Source organism: Agromyces salentinus (genome assembly GCF_009749395.1).
Classification (GTDB): Bacteria; Actinomycetota; Actinomycetes; order Actinomycetales; family Microbacteriaceae; genus Agromyces; species Agromyces salentinus.
In genome coordinates this window covers 16,829-35,102 of sequence record NZ_WBIR01000018.1, presented here as the reverse complement: position 1 = coordinate 35,102, position 18,274 = coordinate 16,829, and the positions used below count along the sequence as shown (strand labels likewise).

At 71.9% G+C, this 18,274-nt stretch carries 17 protein-coding genes; 13 read left to right on the top strand and 4 right to left on the bottom strand.

Features of this window, described 5'->3' with window-relative positions; translation table 11 throughout:
- Positions 1-203: 203 nt before the first annotated feature.
- Positions 204-1,346, bottom strand: coding sequence for an epoxide hydrolase family protein (locus GQQ95_RS15415; RefSeq protein ID WP_157428563.1), 1,143 nt, complete (start codon positions 1,344-1,346; stop codon positions 204-206).
- A gap of 76 nt (positions 1,347-1,422) precedes the next feature.
- Between GQQ95_RS15415 and GQQ95_RS15410 the strand changes: the two genes are divergently transcribed.
- Positions 1,423-2,400 carry a helix-turn-helix transcriptional regulator gene (locus GQQ95_RS15410; protein ID WP_157428562.1) on the top strand — a complete coding sequence of 326 codons (978 nt, stop codon included), beginning with the start codon at positions 1,423-1,425 and terminating at the stop codon, positions 2,398-2,400.
- A 530-nt stretch (positions 2,401-2,930) separates the two neighbouring features.
- On the opposite strand, the gene GQQ95_RS15405 is transcribed toward GQQ95_RS15410, so the two are convergent.
- Positions 2,931-3,968, bottom strand: a complete 1,038-nt coding sequence (locus GQQ95_RS15405) for a LacI family DNA-binding transcriptional regulator (protein ID WP_246205581.1) — start codon at positions 3,966-3,968, stop codon at positions 2,931-2,933.
- 277 nt (positions 3,969-4,245) lie between these two features.
- Here GQQ95_RS15405 and GQQ95_RS15400 point away from each other — a divergent pair, with 277 nt between their 5' ends.
- From GQQ95_RS15400 to GQQ95_RS15380, 5 genes are all read left to right on the top strand, one after another.
- The gene (locus tag GQQ95_RS15400; RefSeq protein ID WP_246205580.1) at positions 4,246-5,082 is read left to right on the top strand and encodes a carbohydrate ABC transporter permease; all 837 of its coding nucleotides are present in this window, start codon (positions 4,246-4,248) and stop codon (positions 5,080-5,082) included.
- Positions 5,083-5,087: 5 nt separating this feature from the next.
- Positions 5,088-6,020 (top strand): carbohydrate ABC transporter permease, encoded by a 933-nt coding sequence (locus GQQ95_RS15395; protein WP_425482585.1) that lies wholly within the window; start codon positions 5,088-5,090, stop codon positions 6,018-6,020.
- Positions 6,021-6,135: 115 nt separating this feature from the next.
- A complete protein-coding gene (locus tag GQQ95_RS15390; protein WP_157428560.1) occupies positions 6,136-7,479 on the top strand; it encodes an ABC transporter substrate-binding protein in 1,344 nt (447 codons plus the stop codon).
- 164 nt (positions 7,480-7,643) lie between these two features.
- Positions 7,644-9,470 carry a glycoside hydrolase family 35 protein gene (locus GQQ95_RS15385; RefSeq protein WP_157428559.1) on the top strand — a complete coding sequence of 609 codons (1,827 nt, stop codon included), beginning with the start codon at positions 7,644-7,646 and terminating at the stop codon, positions 9,468-9,470.
- Between the two features lie 220 nt (positions 9,471-9,690).
- Positions 9,691-10,089 (top strand): PPOX class F420-dependent oxidoreductase, encoded by a 399-nt coding sequence (locus tag GQQ95_RS15380; RefSeq protein WP_157428558.1) that lies wholly within the window; start codon positions 9,691-9,693, stop codon positions 10,087-10,089.
- Positions 10,090-10,220: 131 nt separating this feature from the next.
- Here the strand turns inward: GQQ95_RS15380 and GQQ95_RS15375 are convergent, their stop codons facing one another.
- Complete coding sequence (locus tag GQQ95_RS15375) at positions 10,221-10,688, bottom strand: VOC family protein (protein WP_157428557.1); 468 nt, start codon at positions 10,686-10,688, stop codon at positions 10,221-10,223.
- Between the two features lie 126 nt (positions 10,689-10,814).
- Between GQQ95_RS15375 and GQQ95_RS15370 the strand changes: the two genes are divergently transcribed.
- The 6 genes from GQQ95_RS15370 to GQQ95_RS15345 all read left to right on the top strand — a co-directional run bounded on the left by GQQ95_RS15370 (position 10,815) and on the right by GQQ95_RS15345 (position 14,943).
- Positions 10,815-11,861, top strand: a complete 1,047-nt coding sequence (locus tag GQQ95_RS15370; RefSeq protein WP_246205579.1) for a proline racemase family protein — start codon at positions 10,815-10,817, stop codon at positions 11,859-11,861.
- Positions 11,858-12,814: an ornithine cyclodeaminase family protein gene (locus tag GQQ95_RS15365; RefSeq protein WP_157428556.1), complete on the top strand. Its 957-nt coding sequence runs from the start codon at positions 11,858-11,860 to the stop codon at positions 12,812-12,814. Before GQQ95_RS15370 ends, GQQ95_RS15365 begins: the two co-directional genes overlap by 4 nt.
- A gap of 52 nt (positions 12,815-12,866) precedes the next feature.
- On the top strand, positions 12,867-13,508 hold the full coding sequence (locus GQQ95_RS15360) for a GyrI-like domain-containing protein (protein WP_157428555.1): 642 nt from the start codon (positions 12,867-12,869) through the stop codon (positions 13,506-13,508).
- 115 nt (positions 13,509-13,623) lie between these two features.
- On the top strand, positions 13,624-14,094 hold the full coding sequence (locus GQQ95_RS15355; protein WP_170297095.1) for an SRPBCC domain-containing protein: 471 nt from the start codon (positions 13,624-13,626) through the stop codon (positions 14,092-14,094).
- Positions 14,091-14,408 carry an ArsR/SmtB family transcription factor gene (locus GQQ95_RS15350; protein ID WP_157428554.1) on the top strand — a complete coding sequence of 106 codons (318 nt, stop codon included), beginning with the start codon at positions 14,091-14,093 and terminating at the stop codon, positions 14,406-14,408. The genes GQQ95_RS15355 and GQQ95_RS15350 overlap by 4 nt, the downstream gene beginning before the upstream one ends.
- 79 nt (positions 14,409-14,487) lie before the next feature.
- On the top strand, positions 14,488-14,943 hold the full coding sequence (locus tag GQQ95_RS15345; RefSeq protein ID WP_157428553.1) for a hypothetical protein: 456 nt from the start codon (positions 14,488-14,490) through the stop codon (positions 14,941-14,943).
- A 45-nt stretch (positions 14,944-14,988) separates the two neighbouring features.
- On the opposite strand, the gene GQQ95_RS15340 is transcribed toward GQQ95_RS15345, so the two are convergent.
- Positions 14,989-15,396 carry a peptidoglycan-binding domain-containing protein gene (locus tag GQQ95_RS15340; protein WP_157428552.1) on the bottom strand — a complete coding sequence of 136 codons (408 nt, stop codon included), beginning with the start codon at positions 15,394-15,396 and terminating at the stop codon, positions 14,989-14,991.
- A 226-nt stretch (positions 15,397-15,622) separates the two neighbouring features.
- Here GQQ95_RS15340 and GQQ95_RS15335 point away from each other — a divergent pair, with 226 nt between their 5' ends.
- Positions 15,623-18,217, top strand: coding sequence for a lamin tail domain-containing protein (locus GQQ95_RS15335; protein WP_157428551.1), 2,595 nt, complete (start codon positions 15,623-15,625; stop codon positions 18,215-18,217).
- Positions 18,218-18,274: the final 57 nt, after the last annotated feature.

The window sequence follows — 18,274 nt, the reverse complement described above, 5'->3', positions numbered from 1 at the left end:
CGTCGCCCGCGCGGCGCCGCCCCGCCGAGGCGACGCGCCGTGGGCGCACCACCGAGCGGTCACGTTCTGCGGCATCCGAGGGTGTGGAGACCACAGAACGTGACCGCTCGCGGAGTGTTGCCCGGCGTGCCGTGGCGGGCGGGGCGGGGCGGGGCGGGGGGGCCGGGCGATGGCTGCCGCCGGCCCGCGCGGCCCCGACCGCGTCAGCGCCGCGAGGCGAAGAACGCCGCGATGTCCCCCGCGAGCACGTCGGGCACCTCGAGCGAGGCGAAGTGACCGCCCTCGGGGAACCGGCTCCAGTGCACGATCGCGTCGTTGTCGCGCTCGGCGAACACCCGGATCGTCTGGAAGTCGTCCGCGAACACGGCGACGCCCGTTGGCGCGTGGTTCACGGCGGGCTCCTCCTCGACCTGCGCGTTCTCGTAGTACGCCCGGCTCATGCCGGCGGCGGCGTTCGCGAACCAGGTGATGCTCACGGCGGTGAGGATCGCGTCGAGCGGCACCTTCGACGTGCCGTTGCCGAACGACTCGAACAGCTCGCTGTAGGCGAGCAGTCCGACGGGCGAATCACTGAGGGCGGCCGCGATCGTCTGCGGCCGCGAGGCGTTCATCGTGTTGTAGCCGCCGACCTTCTGGAACCACTGCATGTGCTCGAGGCCCGCGTAGTCGGCGGGCTCGAGGCGCTCGAACTCGCTCGGGTCGCCCGACGGGAACGAGAACAGCTGCAGCACGTGCAGGCCGAGGAACCCCTCCGGCTCGAGCAGTCCGAGCTCACGGGCGACCATCGCGCCGTTGTCGGAGCCGTGCACGCCGTACCGCTCGTAGCCGAGGCGGCGCATGAGGGCGTCGTAGGCGCGGGCGACTCGGGCGATGGTCCACCCCGACTCGCGCACCGGGTTGGAGAACCCGAAGCCCGGGGCATCCGGGATCACGATCGTGAACGCATCCTCCGCCCGGCCGCCGTGCGCGACCGGGTCGACCAGGCGGTCGATGAGGTCGAGGTAGTCGGCGGATGACCCGGGGTAGGTGTGGGCGAGCAGCAGGGGCGTCGCCTCGGCATGCGGCGAGACGACGTGGATGAAGTGGATCGGCTGGCCGTCGACCTCGGTGATGAAGTGCGGGACGGCGTTGATGCGAGCCTCGACGGCGCGCCAGTCGAAGGACTTCCACTGCTCGACGGCGTCGCGCAGGTAGTGGTTCGGGGTGCCGGTCGTCCAGTCGTCGACGGGGGCTGCCTGCGGCAGTCGCGTGCGGGCGAGGCGATCGGCGAGGTCGTCGAGGTCGGCCTGGGGCACCTCGACGATGAAGGGGCGGATGTCGGTCTGGGCTGCGCTGGCGTTGGTCATGTCTTCGACGGTACGGTCGATAGCGGAAAGGATCGTTCCTGATGATCGAACTCCGTCTGCGCAATCGGCGACGTCCATGACCGAAACCGCGGGCCGCCTCCTCGCCCTGCTCGGGCTGCTGCAGTCGCGCCCGAGCTGGTCCGGGCCCGAGCTCGCCGAACGCCTCGTCGTCAGCACCCGCACCATCCGCAACGACGTCGAACGCCTCCGCGCGCTCGACTACCCCGTCGAGGCGACGCGAGGCTCGATCGGCGGCTACCGGCTCGGCGCGGGCGGACGCCTGCCGCCGCTGCTCCTCGACGACGAGGAGGCGGTCGCGGTCGCGATCGGCCTGCGCGCGGCCACCGGCGTCGCGGGCGTCGGCGAATCGAGCCGCCGCGCGCTGGCCAAGCTCGAGCAGGTGCTCCCGCCCCGGCTGCGGCCGATGGTCGAGGCGGTCGCCAGCGTCATCGACCAGGCCCCTGGGAACAACGACACGGATGCCCCGGACCCCGAGGTGGATCCGGAGGTGCTGCGTGCGATCGCCACCGCGATCCGCTCGGCGGAGTGGTTGCGGTTCGACTACGCCTACGACGACCGCGACGACGTGCCGCGGCTCGTCGAGCCCTACCGCCTGCTCTCCTGGCTGCGCCGGTGGTACGTCGTCGCGCGCGACCCCGAGTCGGGGGAGTGGGACGTCTTCCGGGCAGACCGCATGCGCCCCCGGATGCCCACCCGCCGACGGTTCGAGCCGCGGCTCGTGCCGGGCGGCGACTACACCGCGTTCACGATGCGCCAGGTCGCGGTCAGCGGCTGGAACGTGCACGCCCGCCTGCGGGTCGCTGCCGCGGCATCCGCCGTGCTCGATCGCATCCACCCCGCGGTCGGCATCGTGGAGGAGGTCTCGGCCGACGAATCGGTGCTGCTCACCGGCGCCGACAGTCTCGACACGATCGCCGCCTACATCGGCATGCTCGGCATGGACTTCACGGTCGAGTCGCCGCCCGAACTGCGCGACCTGCTGCGCGTCTACGCCGACCGCTACCGCAGGGCCGCCGACGCGGCATCCGCCTGACCGATCGCGCGCCCTCCCGCGCCGCCCGAGCCCCGCGCGATGATCGCGCGGTCGAGCCTGCCGAGTGTGGAGCCGCCTGACCGGTACTGCGGATGCCTCGACGAGCGGGATGTCGCGCACGCGCATGTTCCCCCCAGGCACTTGGCGTGGACGCGCACGTTCCCGGGCGCCTGTCGCGCACGCGCACTTGTCCCCAGGCACCTGTCGCGGTCGCGAATGGTCGCCAATGGGGCCGTGAGATGACCATTCGCGTCCGCGCTCGTCGTGGAAGCACGGGGCGCCGTGAGCCGATGCATGGCTTGGAGCGGATGCCGCCGGGCGGAGCGGATGCCGCCAGGCGGAGCGGATGCCGCCGGGCGGAGCGGATGCCGCCGGTGCGGGTGCGCGCGCCCGGCGGCCGCGCGCCGACTCACCCGCACCGTTTCGCTCCCGCGACGCTTCACGGGTTGGAGGACGCCTGCCATCGTGCCTCCAACGCGCGAACCGTCGCGGGAAGCGGGCGGATGCCGCAGGGCTGGCGTCGCGCAGCCTCACGCGCGCGGCGGCGCGGTGCTCTGGCGCACGACGAGTTCGACGTCGACGAGCGAGTCGTCGCGCCGTTCGCCGACCTCGACCTCGTGCAACAGCGCCTCGACCGAGCGCCGGCCGACCTCGCCGAAGAACTGGTGCACGGTCGTGAGGGGCGGCCAGAAGCTGCTGGACTCCGACATGTCGTCGAAGCCGACCACGCTCACGTCTCCGGGCACGGCCCGGCCGCTCTCGTGCATGGCGCGCAGCACGCCGAGCGCCATCTGGTCGTTCGCAGCGAAGACCGCGGTGACGGCGGGGTTCGCGGCGAGTTCGAGTCCGAGCTCGTAGCCCGACTCGGTCGACCAGTCGCCCTCGAGCGCAGGCGGCGCCTCGGCGCCGTGCTCGGCGAGCGTCGCGGCCCAGGCCTCCCGCCGGCGCGTGGCGGAGTACGAGCGGCCCGGCCCGGCGATGTGCCAGACCGTCTCGTGGCCGAGGTCGAGCAGGTGCTGCACGGCGAGCCGGGCTCCGTGCGCCTGGTCGGTGTCGATGGCCGGGAACCGCTCGTCGCCCGAGGAGTCCACGATGACGACCGGGAGTCCGCCGGGCAGCTCGACGTCGGACTCGTCGAGCAGGTGCGCCTCGATGATGAGGATCACGCCGTCGACCGCGGCATCCGCCAGCCGGTCGAAGGCGACCGAGAGCTCGCCCTTGGTGGGGTGCGGCACGGGGATGAGGGTGAGCGAGTACCCGGCGTCGGTCGCCGCGGTGGTGATGGCGTCGAGCGTGCGCATGTTGCCGAAGCTCGAGAGGGTGAACATGATGACGCCGATGCTGCGGAAGCGGCCCGTGCGCAGCGCGCGCGCGGCGCTGTTCGGCCGGTAGCCGAGCTTGGCCATGGCGGCGAGCACGCGGTCGCGCGTGGCGGCGTCGACGTTGTCGCGCCCGTTCGAGACGCGGGACACGGTCTGGCCGGAGACGTTCGCCTCGCGGGCGACATCGGCCATCGAGGGTGCACGGCGGCGAGCGGTGGCGGGCACCTGGCCGGTGGTGGTCGTCATCTGCGGCTCCTTCGTGGCGCTCGTCCTGAAGACTGGCGCATGTTCACGTCAACATGCTACGGTGTCCACGCGAGATGTTGACGTAAACATTTCCCCGATTGGAAGATCCATGACAACGACGTCCCCAGCGGTGGTGCCACCCCAGGGTCCAGCCGCGACATCCGACCCCGGCGCAGGCCGTGGTGCAGGCCGAGGTGCAGGCGGCGGCCCACGCGCTACCCGCGGCGCCCGCGCAGCCCGCGGCCGCTCCCGCAGCGAGTGGAAGGGCCTCGCGTTCGTGGCGCCCTTCCTCGTCGTGTTCCTGCTCGTCTTCATCGCGCCGGTCGCGTACTCGATCTACCTCAGCCTGTTCCGCGAGCAGATGGTCGGCGGCAACGCGTTCGTCGGATTCGAGAACTACGTGGCGCTCTTCGTCGACCCGCAGTTCTGGGAGGGCCTCGGCCGCGTCACGCTGTTCCTGCTCGTCCAGGTGCCGGTGATGCTCGGCCTCGCGCTCGTCGCCGCCCTCGCGATCGACAGCGCCCGCCTGCACGCATCCGGCTTCTTCCGCATCGTGATCTTCCTGCCCTACGCGGTGCCGGCCGTCGTCGCGGTGCTCATGTGGGGCTTCATCTACGGCGACAACTTCGGCCTCGCCGCCAACATCAACGACTGGCTCGGCTCGACCGTGCTCACGCCGTTCGCCCGCGAGTGGATCCTCGTCTCGATCGGCAACATCGTGACGTGGGAGTTCGTCGGCTACAACATGCTGATCTTCTACTCGGCGCTCCGTGTCATCCCGACCGACCTCTACGAGGCCGCCGAACTCGACGGCGCGGGACCCATGCGCGTCATCACCGGCATCAAGCTGCCGGCCCTGCGCGGCGCCATCGTGATCGCGACGATCTTCTCGATCATCGGCAGCTTCCAGCTCTTCAACGAGCCGAACATCCTGCGCACGCTCGCGCCGAACATCATCACGACCTACTTCACGCCGAACATGTACGCCTACAACCTCTCGTTCGCGGGCCAGCAGTACAACGCCTCGGCCACCGTCGCGATCGTCATGGGCGTCCTCACCGCCGTCATCGCCTACGTCGTGCAACTGCGCGGCTCTCGAAAGGAGGAGCTGTGAGCACCATGACCGAGGTCATGACCACCGCGGATGCCGCCGGCGGCAGCCGCGGGTCCCGCCGGCGCCCGACCCGCCGCCCGCTCGCCTCGCCGCTGCGTCCGCGCAAGTCCGTCGCCTTCACCCTGCTCATGGGCATCTTCGTGATCTACAGCCTCGTGCCGCTGGTCTGGCTCGTGATCAACTCCACGAAGACGCAGGCCGGCCTGTTCTCGAGCTTCGGGCTCTGGTTCGACGACGACTTCGTGTTCTTCCAGAACATCTGGGAGACGCTGACCTACAAGGACGGCATCTTCCTCCGCTGGTTCGGCAACACGCTGCTCTACGTCGTGCTCGGCGCGGGCGGCGCCACGCTCCTCGCGACGCTCGCGGGGTACGGCCTCGCCAAGTTCCGCTTCACCGGGCGTCGCGCCGTGTTCGCCGTCGTCCTCGGCGCGATCGCCGTGCCCGGCACCGCGCTCGCCGTGCCGACGTTCCTGATGTTCAGCCAGCTAGGCCTCACGAACACGCCCTGGGCGATCATCATCCCGTCGCTCATCAGCCCGTTCGGGCTCTACCTGATCTGGGTCTACGCCGTGGACTCGGTGCCGACCGAGCTGCTCGAGGCGGCGCGCATGGACGGTGCGGGGGAGTTCCGCACGTTCTTCACGATCTCGATCCGGCTGCTCTCTCCCGGCATCGTGACGGTGCTGCTGTTCACCGTCGTCGCGACGTGGAACAACTACTTCCTGCCGCTGATCATGCTGAGCGACCCCACGTGGTACCCGCTCACGGTCGGCCTCAACCAGTGGAGCGCGCAGGCCACGGGCGTCAGCGCGCAGCCCATCTACAACCTGGTGATCACGGGCTCGCTCCTGACCATCGTCCCGATCGTCGTCGCGTTCCTCGGCCTGCAGCGGTTCTGGCAGTCGGGGCTCAGCGCCGGAAGCGTCAAGCAGTGACCGAGCGGCACCGCACGACGTCGACGCGACGACCCGCACCATCCGCTCACCGGAGCGTCCTGCCCCGGAACCGCATGGCACACACAGAAGACACAACGAAGTGAAGGGAACCACCATGAGCAACGCTCGCTCCGCCGTCAGGCGGACCCTCTCGGTCGTCGCAGCCGCGGCCCTCATCGGCACGCTCGCCGCCTGCTCGTCGGGCGACGACGGCGGCTCGGCGGGCTCGGGCTCCGCCTCCGACCTCGACGCCGCCCTCGAGAAGGGCGGTGAGCTCACGTACTGGAGCTGGACCCCCAGCGCCGAGGCGCAGGTCGCCGCGTTCGAGGAGGCGTACCCGAACGTCGACGTCGAGCTCGTGAACGCCGGCACCAACACCGAGGAGTACACGAAGCTGCAGAACGCCATCAAGGCGGGCTCGGGCGCCCCCGACGTCGTGCAGATCGAGTACTACGCCATTCCGCAGTTCGCGCTGTCCGAGTCGCTCGTCGACCTCAGCGCCTACGGCCTCGGCGACCTCGAGGACCAGTTCAGCGCGTCCACCTGGGGAGCCGTGAACGTCGACGGCAAGCTCGTCGGCCTGCCCCAGGACTCCGGCCCCATGGCCCTGTTCTACAACGCGAGCGTGTTCGACCAGTACGGCATCGCCGTGCCGACCACATGGGACGAGTACGTGCAGGCCGCCAAGGACCTGAACGCCGCCGACCCGACGAAGTTCATCACCGCCGACACCGGTGACGCCGGCTTCACCACGAGCATGATCTGGCAGGCCGGCGGCCGCCCGTTCGGCATCGACGGCACGGACATCACCGTGGACCTCGCCGACGAGGGCACGCAGAAGTGGACCGGCGTCTGGAACGAGCTCGTCGAGGGCAAGCTGCTCTCGACCACGCCCGGCTGGACCGACGAGTGGTACCAGGGCCTCGGCGACGGCTCGATCGCGACGCTCGTGACCGGCGCCTGGATGCCCGGCGTGCTCGAGTCGAGCGTTCCGGATGCCGCGGGCGACTGGCGCGTCGCACCGATGCCGACGTACGACGGCACGCCCGTCACGGCCGAGAACGGCGGCGGCGGTCAGTCCGTCACCACCCAGTCGGAGAACCCGGCGCTCGCCGCGGCGTTCCTCCGCTGGCTGAACTCCGACCCGGCCTCGATCGAGGTCTTCCTCGCGAGCGGCGGCTTCCCCGCCACGACGGCCGACCTCGAGAACCCCGACTTCGTGAACCTCGAGTCGGAGTACTTCGGCGGCCAGAAGATCAACGAGGTGCTGACGCAGGCCTCGAAGGACGTCTCGACCGGCTGGTCGTACCTGCCCTACCAGGTGTACGCGAACAGCATCTTCGGCGACACCGTGGGCCAGTCGTACGCGAACAACGCGGACCTGAACGACGGCCTCGCCGCCTGGCAGGACCAGCTCGTGCAGTACGGCAACGACCAGGGCTTCACGGTCGGCGAGTAGCCGGATCGCGGGGCCGGCCGGCGGCGCGCCGGCCGGCCCCGCGCATCTCCAGCGCATCCCCGAACCACCGCACGACCGCACCACCGCAGATCGAACCACCGCATCACCGCACGACCGCATCACCGCCGCCGGCGCAGCCCGGCCGAATCCAGGACGGACGCCCCGTGACCCCTCAGAGCCGCTTCGCGATCGGCGAGACCGACTTCGAGCTCGACGGAGCGCCCCACCGCGTGCTCTCGGGCGCGCTGCACTACTTCCGGGTGCACCCCGACCTCTGGGCCGATCGCATCCGCAAGGCGCGGCTCATGGGGCTGAACACGATCGAGACGTACGTCGCCTGGAACCAGCACGCGCCGCGGCAGGGGGAGTGGACGACGGCGGGCGGGCTCGACCTCGGCCGCTTCCTCGACCTCGTGGCCGCAGGGGGCCTGCACGCGATCGTGCGCCCCGGCCCGTACATCTGCGCCGAATGGGACAACGGCGGCCTGCCCGCCTGGCTGTTCCGCGACCGCGAGGTCGGCATCCGCCGCTCGGAGCCGCGCTACGTCGCGGCCGTCAGCGAGTACCTCCGCAACGTGTACGAGATCGTCGCCCCCCGGCAGGTCGACGCCGGCGGCCCGGTCGTGCTCGTGCAGATCGAGAACGAGTACGGCGCCTACGGCTCCGACAAGGCCTACCTCGCCGAGCTCGTGCGGGTCACGCGCGAGGCCGGCATCACGGTGCCGCTCACGACCATCGACCAGCCGACGCCGCAGATGCTCGCCGACGGCAGCCTGCCCGGCCTGCACCTCACCGGCTCGTTCGGCTCGCGCACGCTCGAACGCCTCGAGACGCTCCGCGAGTTCCAGCCGACCGGCCCCCTCGTGTGCATGGAGTTCTGGTGCGGCTGGTTCGACGACTGGGGATCCCACCACCACACCACGGATGCCGCGGCATCCGCCCATGAGCTCGACCTGCTCCTCGCCGCGGGCGGCTCGGTGAACATCTACATGTTCCACGGGGGCACGAACTTCGGCCTGACGAACGGCGCCAACGACAAGGGCCGCTACGCGCCGATCACGACGAGCTACGACTACGATGCGCCGCTCGACGAGGCGGGGCATCCGACCGAGAAGTTCTGGGCGTTCCGCGAGGTCATCTCGCGCTATGCGCCCGTACCCGACGAGGTCCCGGATGCGGCGGCGCCGGCGCCCGTGCTCGAGGCGCCCCTCGTGGTCGGCCCGTCGCTGCTCAGCGCGGCCGACGTGCTCGGCGAGGAGCTGCGCCACGACCGGGTGCCGACGTTCGACGAGCTCGCGCACGACCGCGGCGTGGCGGTGTTCCGCACCCGACTCGACCGCGGCGGCCCCGGCGTGCTCACCGTCGGCGAGGAGGTGCGCGACCGGGCCTGGGTGCTGCTCGACGGCGTGCCCGTCGGCGTCATGTCGCGCGACGCGCATGAGCGCTCGATCGCACTGCCCGACACTCGGGGCGAGCTCGTGCTCGTCGTCGAGGACCAGGGCCGCGTCGACTACGGCGCCCGCCTCGGCGAGCACAAGGGCCTCATCGGCGGAGTCGCCCTCGACGGCGTGCCGCTCGCCGACTGGGGCGTGCGGCCGATCGACCTCGACCGCGTGCCGGACGTCGCCGCGTCGCAGCCGGCCCCGGCAGCGCGGCCGACTGCGACCGCGACGGCCGAGCCGACATCGCCAGCGGATGCCGCCCACCTCGCTCCCGCGCTCGCCGGCCCCGTGCTCGCGCGGGCGGTGCTCGACCTCGAGGCGCCCTCCGACCTCTTCCTCGACACGCTGCACTGGGGCAAGGGCCTGGTCTGGGTCAACGGCTTCCTGCTCGGGCGCTACTGGCGCCGCGGGCCGCAGCGCACGCTCATCGTGCCCGCTCCCGTGACCAGGGCCGGTGCGAACGAGGTCGTCGTGCTCGAGTTCGAGACATTCACGGATGCCGCCGTCCGCACCCTCGCGGCCCCCGAGCTCGGCCACACCGAGATCTGAGCACCGCGGGCCTTCGCCGGTCGCCCCAGCTCCCAGCCCTCGAGTGTCGAATCGGCGCGTGAGTGCCGAGAACGGGGGACCCATCCGGCACTCGGGCACCGATCCGGCACTCGGACGCCGAAGCCGATCGTCGGCGAGAACGCCGGGCGGATCCGGGCGGGCGGGCGTCGCGCGGCGGCATCCGGAATATGCGGCGGCATCCGTACGGTTGACTCGACGTATGACGATCGAACTCGACGACCACGCCAGCCGCATCCTCACCGCTCCCGTCTTCGGGCACCTCGCCACCGTGCGGCCCGACGGCAGCGTGCAGGTGAACCCGATGTGGTTCGAGCTCGACGCCGACGCCGGCGTCATCCGCTTCACGCACACCACGAAGCGTGCGAAGTTCCGCAACCTGCAGCAGAACCCGCACATGACGCTCGAGGCGCTCGACCCCGAGAACCCGCTGCGCTACGTCGAGGTGCGGGGGCAGCTCGCCGAGGTCGTGCCCGACCCGGAGGGCGCGTTCTACGTGCGCCTCGGCAAGCGCTACGGCAACCCCGACCAGCAGGCGCCCGACGACAAGGCCGACCGCGTGATCCTCGAGATGCGCATCGACAAGGTCAACGGGCGCTGAACCGCGAGGGCGGTTCCGCCGCCGGAGTCCCGCCCGAGCGCCGGAGTCCCGTTCGAACGGGACTCCGGCGCGAGAATGGGACTCCCGCACATGGGCAGCACCGAGCGGCAGCGCCGGCGCCCGACATCCGGTCAGGCGTTCTCGAGCTCGGCGATCACGATCTTCTTCTGGCGCATCATGACCTGGATCTGCTCGGGCCGACGGGTGAGCTCGCCCATGTTCGCCGGGACGACCTGCCAGCTCACGCCGAAGCGGTCTTTGCACCAGCCGCACTGCTCGGCGTCGGGCACGTGCGAGAGCTTCGACCAGTAGCGGTCGATCTCGTCCTGGTCGGCACACGCGACGACGAACGAGATCGACTCGGTGAACGGGAAGAGCGGGCCGCCGTCGAGGCAGACGAAGTCGACCCCGTCCAGCGTGAACTCCCCGCTCAGCACCTTGCCCGACATGCCGGCGAAGTGCTCGTCGAGCGACTCGTCGGGATACGGCACGATCGACCTGATACGGGAGTTCGGGAAGACCTCGACGTAGTACTCCATGGCTTCGCGCGCCTGGTCGTCGAACCACAGGCACGGCTGGATGGGCGAGAGCTCGGCCATCGGTGACCCCCTTGTCCGGCCGGCACGGTCGGCCGGCATCCGACCCGGGCCACGCTACCCCGGTCGGGCACGGATGTCAGTCCTTCGGATGCCGGTCGCCGGCCGGGAGGCGACCACAATGGACGGGTGACCACCGAGCCCGCCGACGCGCCCATGACCCGCCCCATCCGCACCGTGGACTATCACACGGCGGGTGAGCCGTTCCGGATCATCGCGGAGCCGGGCGTGCCCATCGATGGCGCCACGGTCGCCGAGCGGCGGATGTTCGCGATCGACGATCCGGCCGTCGACGGGCTGCGGCGCCTCCTCTGCTTCGAGCCGCGCGGACATGCCGACATGTACGGCGGGTTCATCACGCCGCCCGACGACGAGGGCGCGCACCTCGGAGTCCTGTTCTGGCACAAGGACGGCTTCTCGACGGCCTGCGGGCACGGCACCATCGCGCTCGGCGCCTGGGCGGTCGAGACGGGTCTCGTCGAAGTGGATCCGAGCGGCGTGACGGACGTCGTCATCGACGTGCCGTCGGGGCGGGTCACCGCGAGGGTCTCGACCGGGGACGACGGCCGGGTCGCGAGCGTCGACTTCGTCAACGTTCCGAGCCGGCTGGTCTCCGAGGGCCTGCGCGTCCCGACGAGTCGGGGCGAGCTGGTCGTCGACGTCGCCTACGGCGGCGCGAACTACGCGATGCTCGACGTCGCGCAGGTCGGCCTCGCGATCGAGCCCTCCGACGTCGCCGGGCTCATCGCCCTCGGCCGCGAGGTCAAGTGGCTGCTGGACGACTCGGATGCCGCGCAGCATCCGACCGATCCGCGCCTGAGCGGCATCTACGGCACGATCCTGTTCGAGCGGCTCGGCCGTGACGCCGACGGCCGGCTGCACCAGCGCAACGCGACGGTCTTCGCCGACGGCGAGCTCGACCGGTCGCCGTGCGGCTCCGGCACGGCGGCACGGGTCGCCGCCCTCACCGCGCAGGGCGAGCTCGCGTTCGGCGAGACGCTCGTGCACGACTCGATCGTCGGCTCGCGCTTCCACGCGAAGGCCGTCGCTCGCGTGAAGGTCGACGGCGTCGACGCCGTCGTGCCCGAGGTCACGGGCATGGCGTACCGCACCGGCGAATCGACGTTCACCATCGACCCGCGGGATCCCCTCGTGCCCGGATTCGTGCTGCGATGAGCGGGTCCATCGAGGTGCTCGACGCCGCCGCGACCCGTGCCCGCCTCGGCTACCGCGGGGCCGTCGCGGCGCTCGAGGCGGCGCTCCTGAGCGGGTTCGACCCGGCGACGGATGTCCCGCGCACGGCCGCCCCGCTCGGGGGCGCCGAGGCGCTGCTCATGCCCTCGGCGGTCGGCGACGCCGTGGGCGTCAAGGTGCTCACCGTGGCGCCGGGCAACCCGGCGCTCGGGCTGCCGCGCATCCAGGGCGTGCACCTCGTGCTCGATCCGGCGACGTTCGCGCCGGCGCTCATCCTCGACGGGGCCGTGCTCACCGGCGTCCGGACGCCCGCGGTCTCGATGGTCGGCATCAGGCGGGCGCTCGACGCGCGCGTGGCCGCTGCCGGCACGCCCCTGTCGGTCGTGGTGTTCGGCACCGGGCCGCAGGCCGTCGCCCACGTCGAGGCGCTCCGGGAGGTGTGCCCCGACCTCGCGATCGGAGCGGTCACGCACGTCGCGCGGCGGCCGCCCGCGGAACCTGCGTCGCTGAACGGCTCTGCCTTCGTCGAGGCATCGGATGCGGCATCCGTGGCGGACCTGCTCGGCCGGGCCGGGTTCGTGGTCTGCGCCACGACGGCGCGCGAGCCGCTCTTCGACTCGGCGGTGCTGCGCGACGACGTCGTGGTCGTCGCGGTCGGCTCGCACGAGGCCGACGCCCGCGAACTCGACTCTGCGCTCCTGGCCCGAGCGGTCGTCGTGGTCGAGGACGTCGCGACGGCGCTCCGCGAGGCGGGCGACGTCGTGCTCGCCGTCCGTGACGGCTCACTCGACCCCGAGTCCCTCGTGCCCCTCGCCGAGGTCGTGTCCGGTCGGTGGGCCGCCGAGGCGACGACCCGGTCGCAGCCGTTCGTCGTGAAGACCACGGGGATGTCCTGGGAGGACGCGGTCGTCGGCGCGACGGCGCTCGATCGCTGACGACCCGCGGCATCCGGTCGAGTCCTGACCGCACCGCGCGTACGCTCGGCGCATGACCGGCGAACCGCACGAGAAGTACGACGTCAAGCGCGCCCACCGCGAGCTCTACGCGCCCTCGGCGAAGGAGTTCGCGATCGTCGAGGTGCCCCCGCTGCGCTACCTCGCGGTCGACGGCCGCGGCGACCCGAACCGCGCCCCCGCATACGTGCAGGCCGTCGAGGCGCTGTTCGGCGTCGCGTACACGGTGAAGTTCGCGAGCAAGCGCGAGCTCGGCCGGGACTTCGCGGTCGCACCGCTCGAGGGCCTGTGGTGGGCCGACGATCCGACCGTCTTCGTCGCGCGCGACAAGGCCGCGTGGAGTTGGACGATGCTGATCAACCAGCCCGACTGGATCGACGAGTCCGCCGTTGCGGCGGCGGTCGAGGCCGTCCGCGCCAAGGCGAAGGGCTCGCCGAACCCCGCGCTCGACCGCGTGCGGCTCGAGCACCTCGACGAGGGCGAGTCGGCGCAGATCCTGCACGTCGGCTCGTACGACGACGAGACGCCCACGCTCGCGCGGCTGCACGACGAGTGGATGCCGCAGCACGGGCTCACATTCAACGGGCCGCATCACGAGGTGTACCTCTCCGACGCGCGGCGCACGGCGCCGGAGAAGCTGCGGACGGTGCTCCGTCAGCCGGTCCGGCCGGCATGAGCATTCATGCAACCTCAGGGTTGCAATGCGGCAGCAAAGATGCAACTCTGTGGTTGCACGCAATGACGCAACCGATGAGTTGCATGACGACGCGAAAGGAACGATCATCGTGAGCATGACCGACAACGAGGCATCCGTCATCGACGAGGCCGCCTACACGGTGCGACGCACCATCCGCATCGACGCATCCGTCGACCGGGTGTGGCAGGCCGTCACCGAGCCCGAGCACATCAGCCGCTGGTTCGGGCGCGCGGAGCTCGACGGCGCGAGGCCGGGCGCGAGGGGGAGCATCACCTTCGAGGGCTACGGCCGCGTGCCGCTGGCGATCGACGCGATCGACGCACCGCGGCTCGTGTCGTACCGCTGGAGCAATGACGACGCCCTCGGAGACGCGCCGGAGGAGCTCGACGAGCACGCGACCGTCTTCACCTTCACGCTCGAGGAGGTCGACGGCGGCACCCGGCTCACCGTCGTCGAGACCGGGTTCGACCGCACTTCCGACCCGAGCACGAACATGGGCGAGCACGCCGAGGGCTGGGTCACCGAGCTCGACAAGCTCGTCGCCCTGCTCGAGGGCGACGCGTGAGCACCGAGACGCTGGTCCCGGTGTTCGCCGCCCTGGGTGACGAGACCCGGTGGTCGATCCTGGCCGCGCTCGGCGAGGGCGATGCATCCGCGTCCGCCCTCGCCGGGCGCCTGCCCGTGACGCGGCAGGCGATCGCCAAGCACCTGGCGGTGCTCCAGGAGGTCGGGCTCGTCGAGCCCGTGCGGGTCGGCCGGGAGGTGCGCTTCCGGGTCATGGGGGCCCAGCTCAGCGAGACCGCGCAGCAGCTCGAGACGATCGGCGCCCAGTGGGACCGCCGCCTCGCCGCGATCAAGGAGATCGCCGAGGGACTGTAGGTCCGAGACGCGCTGCGGCGCCGCCGGTTCGGACGCCGCGGCGCGGCATTCGCTCGGTTCCCGTCGCTACGCTGAATCCATGGACGCCTGCGCCGCCCTCGCCGACTCGATCTCGCACATCGCCGATCGCGGGTACTCGAACCGCCGGTTCCTCAAGGAGATCGGCCGCATCGGCGGCGTGCGCCGCGGGCCGTTCTGGGTGACGGATGCCGCGTCGGGCGGCAGCAACCCGCTGAAGGGCCGTGGCTTCCGGGCGGCCTTCGACGATGACACCGACGGCCAGTCGCGGCACTTCGCCGGCACCGTCGCGGTCACCGTGCGCATCGGCGGCGGCCTCTCGCAGTGGCTGACCTCGCATGTGCTGCGCGACGCTCCCGACACCGCCGACGGGCGCCTGAGCGCGGAGGCCATCGAGTTCGTGCGCCTGGTCCGCGCGGGCGCGCTGCGCCAGCCGGATGCCGCGGACTGGGTGCGCCGCAGCCTCTGCGGGGCCGGGGCGACCCGGTTCCCCGTGGTCGTCGCGACCGACGACTGACCCCGCCGCACCCGTGGTGCGACGGGGTCGACAGGTCGTGCCGACTCAGATGTTGCAGCCGGCGGCGCGCGCCGTCGCGTACGGGTACCAGCTGATCGGCCCGGGGCCCATCTGCGGACCGCAGAGGACGCCCCAGGTCTGCCGGCCGACGATGCCGTCGGCCGCGAGGCCGAAGTACCGCTGGAACGCGATGACGGCGGACCGCGTAGCGGGACCGTAGGAGTTGTCGACGGCGAGCTTGCCGTAGCTTCCGAGGCGGGGCTGGAACGCATTCAGGAGCACCTGGATGTTGCCGACGCAGCCGGCGTAGCCGCCGTAGCTGTACTGGTAGTCGACGCAACGGCCCGCGGCCTCGGCGGGAGCCGGGGCTGCGGCGACGCTCAGCGTGCCGCCGAGGGCCAGGGCGACGGTGGCCGCGGCGATCACGGTTCGCACTCGATTCTTCAGGCGCATGATGGTGGTCCTTCCGGTCGTGGTTCGTGTCGAACGCTAGACGCTCCCGAGACGACGGCACATGGGCAGGGCTCCCCGACCCGACCGGTGGGCCCAGCCCGGATCGGGGCGCCCGCCCCGGTCCGACATGGCGCCGCCCCCCGCAGTTCACCGTCGCGTCACCGTCCGTTCAGCGCCGGGCGGTCGAGTGGGCGACGACCCCTCACCACCCGTCAGGAGCGCCCCCATGCCCTTCCCCCCATCCATCCGTCGCGCGTCCGCGATGGTCGCGGCCATGGCCGTGACCTCGGGTGCCGCGCTGCTCGCGCTGCCGGGCGCCGCGATCGCCGCCGACGCCGGCGTGGTCGTCAACGAGATCGTCTACGACGCCGCGTCGCACGGCACCGCCGACTCGATCGAGCTCTTCAACGCGTCATCCGCAGCGGTGGATGTCTCGGGCTGGGCCGTGATGGACGACAAGCGGGTCGAGCGCGGCACGATCCCCGCGGGCACCACGCTCGCCGCGGGCGGGTACCTCGTGCTCACGAAGGACGCCTCGCCGCTCGGATTCCCGTTCGGGCTGGGCAAGGGCGACGAGGTCGTGCTGGTCGACACCGCCGATGCCGTCGTCGACGCCTACGCGTACCTCGCGACGGCGCCGCTCGCCGACTGGTCGCGCTGCGCCGACGGCGGCGCCTGGGCGCCCGCCACGGCGGTCACGCTCGGCGCGGCGAACTCCTGCGCACCCGTCGAGGAGCCCGAGGAGCCCGCGACGCCGGGCACCGCGCTGCTCAACGAGGTCGACTCTGGCCCCGCCGACTGGCTCGAGCTCGTGAATCCCGGTGATGAGGCCCTCGACCTGTCGGGCTACGAGCTCCGCGACAACTCCGACGACCACCGCTGGTTCTTCGCCGCCGGTGCGTCGATCGGCGCCGGCGAGCTGCTCGTGGTCGACGCGAAGACGGCCGGCCTCGACATCGCGGGTTCCGCCCAGACCTTCGAGACGGCGATCGGCATCGGCGGCGCCGACGCGATCCGCCTGTACGACGCCGCCGGCGCGAAGCTCGACGAACACGCCTGGTCGGCGCACCCGAACGTCGACGGCGACGAGGCAGCCGCCAGCTGGGCGCGCTGCCCCGACGCGACCGGCCCGTGGAGCCTCGCCCGGGTCACGAAGGGCGCAGCGAACGACTGCGTGGTTCCCGCGATCGCGATCAACGAGGTCGAGTCCAACGGCGACGCGACCGACTGGGTCGAGATCGTGAACACCGGCACGACCCCCGTCGACCTCTCGGGCTGGACGCTCATGGACTCCGACCCGGTCGGCCACGCGGGTGACGTCACGCCCGTGGCATCCGGGACCGTGCTGGCACCGGGGGCGTTCTTCGTCCTCGACCAGAACACGCACTTCGGGTTCGGGCTCGGCAACGACGACCGCGCGACCGTGCGCAACGCGGCGGGCACGATCGTGGCCGAGTACGCCTGGGGTCCGCACGCGGCCCTCACCTACGCCCGCTGCCCCGACGGCACGGGCGCGTTCGGCGATGCCACCGCCTCGACCAAGGGCGCGGCGAACGCCTGCGGCACCGACCCGGGTGAGCCCGGCGAACCCGGTGAGCCCGAGGTCGCCGTCTGGCCCGGGTCGGCCGAGGTGCGCGTCGTCGACGAGGCGACCATGTTCCTCGAGGACTCGTCGGGCCTGGACGCCCAGCGGACCGCCGAGGGCGTCGTGCTCTGGGCCGTCGACAACGGCACGGGCACGTTCTGGAAGCTCGACGCCGAGGCCGACGGCGGCGTCGCCTTCGCCGACGGCTGGGCCGAGGGCAAGCGCATCCGCTTCCAACGCGATGCGGCCGACCCGGCCAAGGCCGGCCCCGACACCGAGGGCATCACCGTCGCGTCCGACGGCCGCGTCTACGTCGCGTCCGAGCGCGACAACGCGGACAAGGGCGTCAATGCCAACGTCGTGCTCGCCGTCGACCCCGAGGCCGCCGGCCCGGACGTGGTCGCCGCGCAGGAGTGGGACCTCACGGCCTCGCTCCCGCAGGTCGCCGCGAACACGGGTCTCGAGGCCGTCGAGTGGGTTTCGGACGCTGACCTCACGGGTCTCGTCGACCAGAACTCCGGGCTCGCCTACGACCCCGCCGACTACCCCGGCCACGGCGACGGCCTGTTCTTCGTCGCGGTCGAGGACAACGGCGTGGTCTACGCCTACGCCCTGAACGCCGACGGGTCGTTCGCGCAGGTCGCGACGATCGATCCCGGCCTCGGCGGCGTCATGGCCCTCGACTACGACACCGTGCTCGACCAGCTCTGGGCGGTCTGCGACGACGGCTGCGAGGGGGAGTCCGCGCGCATCGCGTTCACGGGCGCGGAGCCGACGATCGTGCACTTCGCCCGACCGGCCGGCATGCCGAATCTCAACAACGAGGGCTTCGCGACGACTCCGGCCGAGGCACCGTCCCCGGTCGCGGCGCCGTCCGCCGCGGCGTTCTCGACGCTCGCGGCGACCACCCGGCAGGCCTGGTGGTTCGCCGACGGTGAGCAGCCGGCGGCGCTCCGCACCGGAACCCTCCCGGGCGCCGACATCGCGGGCCCGACCGATCCGACCGACCCGACGGACCCGGCCGACCCCGATGGTTCGACCGACCCGTCGGCTCCGGCCGACCCGTCCGACGCCGCCGGGAGCGGCTCCGAGACCGCCGGCGGTACCGCTGACGGGCTGGCCCACACGGGCGCGGACCCCGCGGGGGCCCTGTGGATCGCCGGCACCCTGCTGCTGCTCGGGCTCGGAGCCGGTGCCGTCGCGCTTCGCCGCCGCCGCGCGCACGCCGCCGGGTAGCGGCCGGAGTCACCAGCCAGGCGGATGCCGCGGCAGCACGTGCTGCCGCGGCATCCG

Excerpts from the sequence above, each read along its gene's own strand:
- GQQ95_RS15415 (WP_157428563.1), bottom strand. The coding sequence starts at position 1,346 with ATGACCAACGCCAGCGCAGCCCAGACCGACATCCGCCCCTTCATCGTC.
- GQQ95_RS15410 (WP_157428562.1), top strand. The coding sequence starts at position 1,423 with ATGACCGAAACCGCGGGCCGCCTCCTCGCCCTGCTCGGGCTGCTGCAG.
- GQQ95_RS15405 (WP_246205581.1), bottom strand. The coding sequence starts at position 3,968 with ATGACGACCACCACCGGCCAGGTGCCCGCCACCGCTCGCCGCCGTGCA.
- GQQ95_RS15395 (WP_425482585.1), top strand. The coding sequence starts at position 5,088 with ATGACCGAGGTCATGACCACCGCGGATGCCGCCGGCGGCAGCCGCGGG.
- GQQ95_RS15390 (WP_157428560.1), top strand. The coding sequence starts at position 6,136 with ATGAGCAACGCTCGCTCCGCCGTCAGGCGGACCCTCTCGGTCGTCGCA.
- GQQ95_RS15380 (WP_157428558.1), top strand. The coding sequence starts at position 9,691 with ATGACGATCGAACTCGACGACCACGCCAGCCGCATCCTCACCGCTCCC.
- GQQ95_RS15375 (WP_157428557.1), bottom strand. The coding sequence starts at position 10,688 with ATGGCCGAGCTCTCGCCCATCCAGCCGTGCCTGTGGTTCGACGACCAG.
- GQQ95_RS15365 (WP_157428556.1), top strand. The coding sequence starts at position 11,858 with ATGAGCGGGTCCATCGAGGTGCTCGACGCCGCCGCGACCCGTGCCCGC.
- GQQ95_RS15360 (WP_157428555.1), top strand. The coding sequence starts at position 12,867 with ATGACCGGCGAACCGCACGAGAAGTACGACGTCAAGCGCGCCCACCGC.
- GQQ95_RS15355 (WP_170297095.1), top strand. The coding sequence starts at position 13,624 with ATGACCGACAACGAGGCATCCGTCATCGACGAGGCCGCCTACACGGTG.
- GQQ95_RS15345 (WP_157428553.1), top strand. The coding sequence starts at position 14,488 with ATGGACGCCTGCGCCGCCCTCGCCGACTCGATCTCGCACATCGCCGAT.
- GQQ95_RS15340 (WP_157428552.1), bottom strand. The coding sequence starts at position 15,396 with ATGCGCCTGAAGAATCGAGTGCGAACCGTGATCGCCGCGGCCACCGTC.
- GQQ95_RS15335 (WP_157428551.1), top strand. The coding sequence starts at position 15,623 with ATGCCCTTCCCCCCATCCATCCGTCGCGCGTCCGCGATGGTCGCGGCC.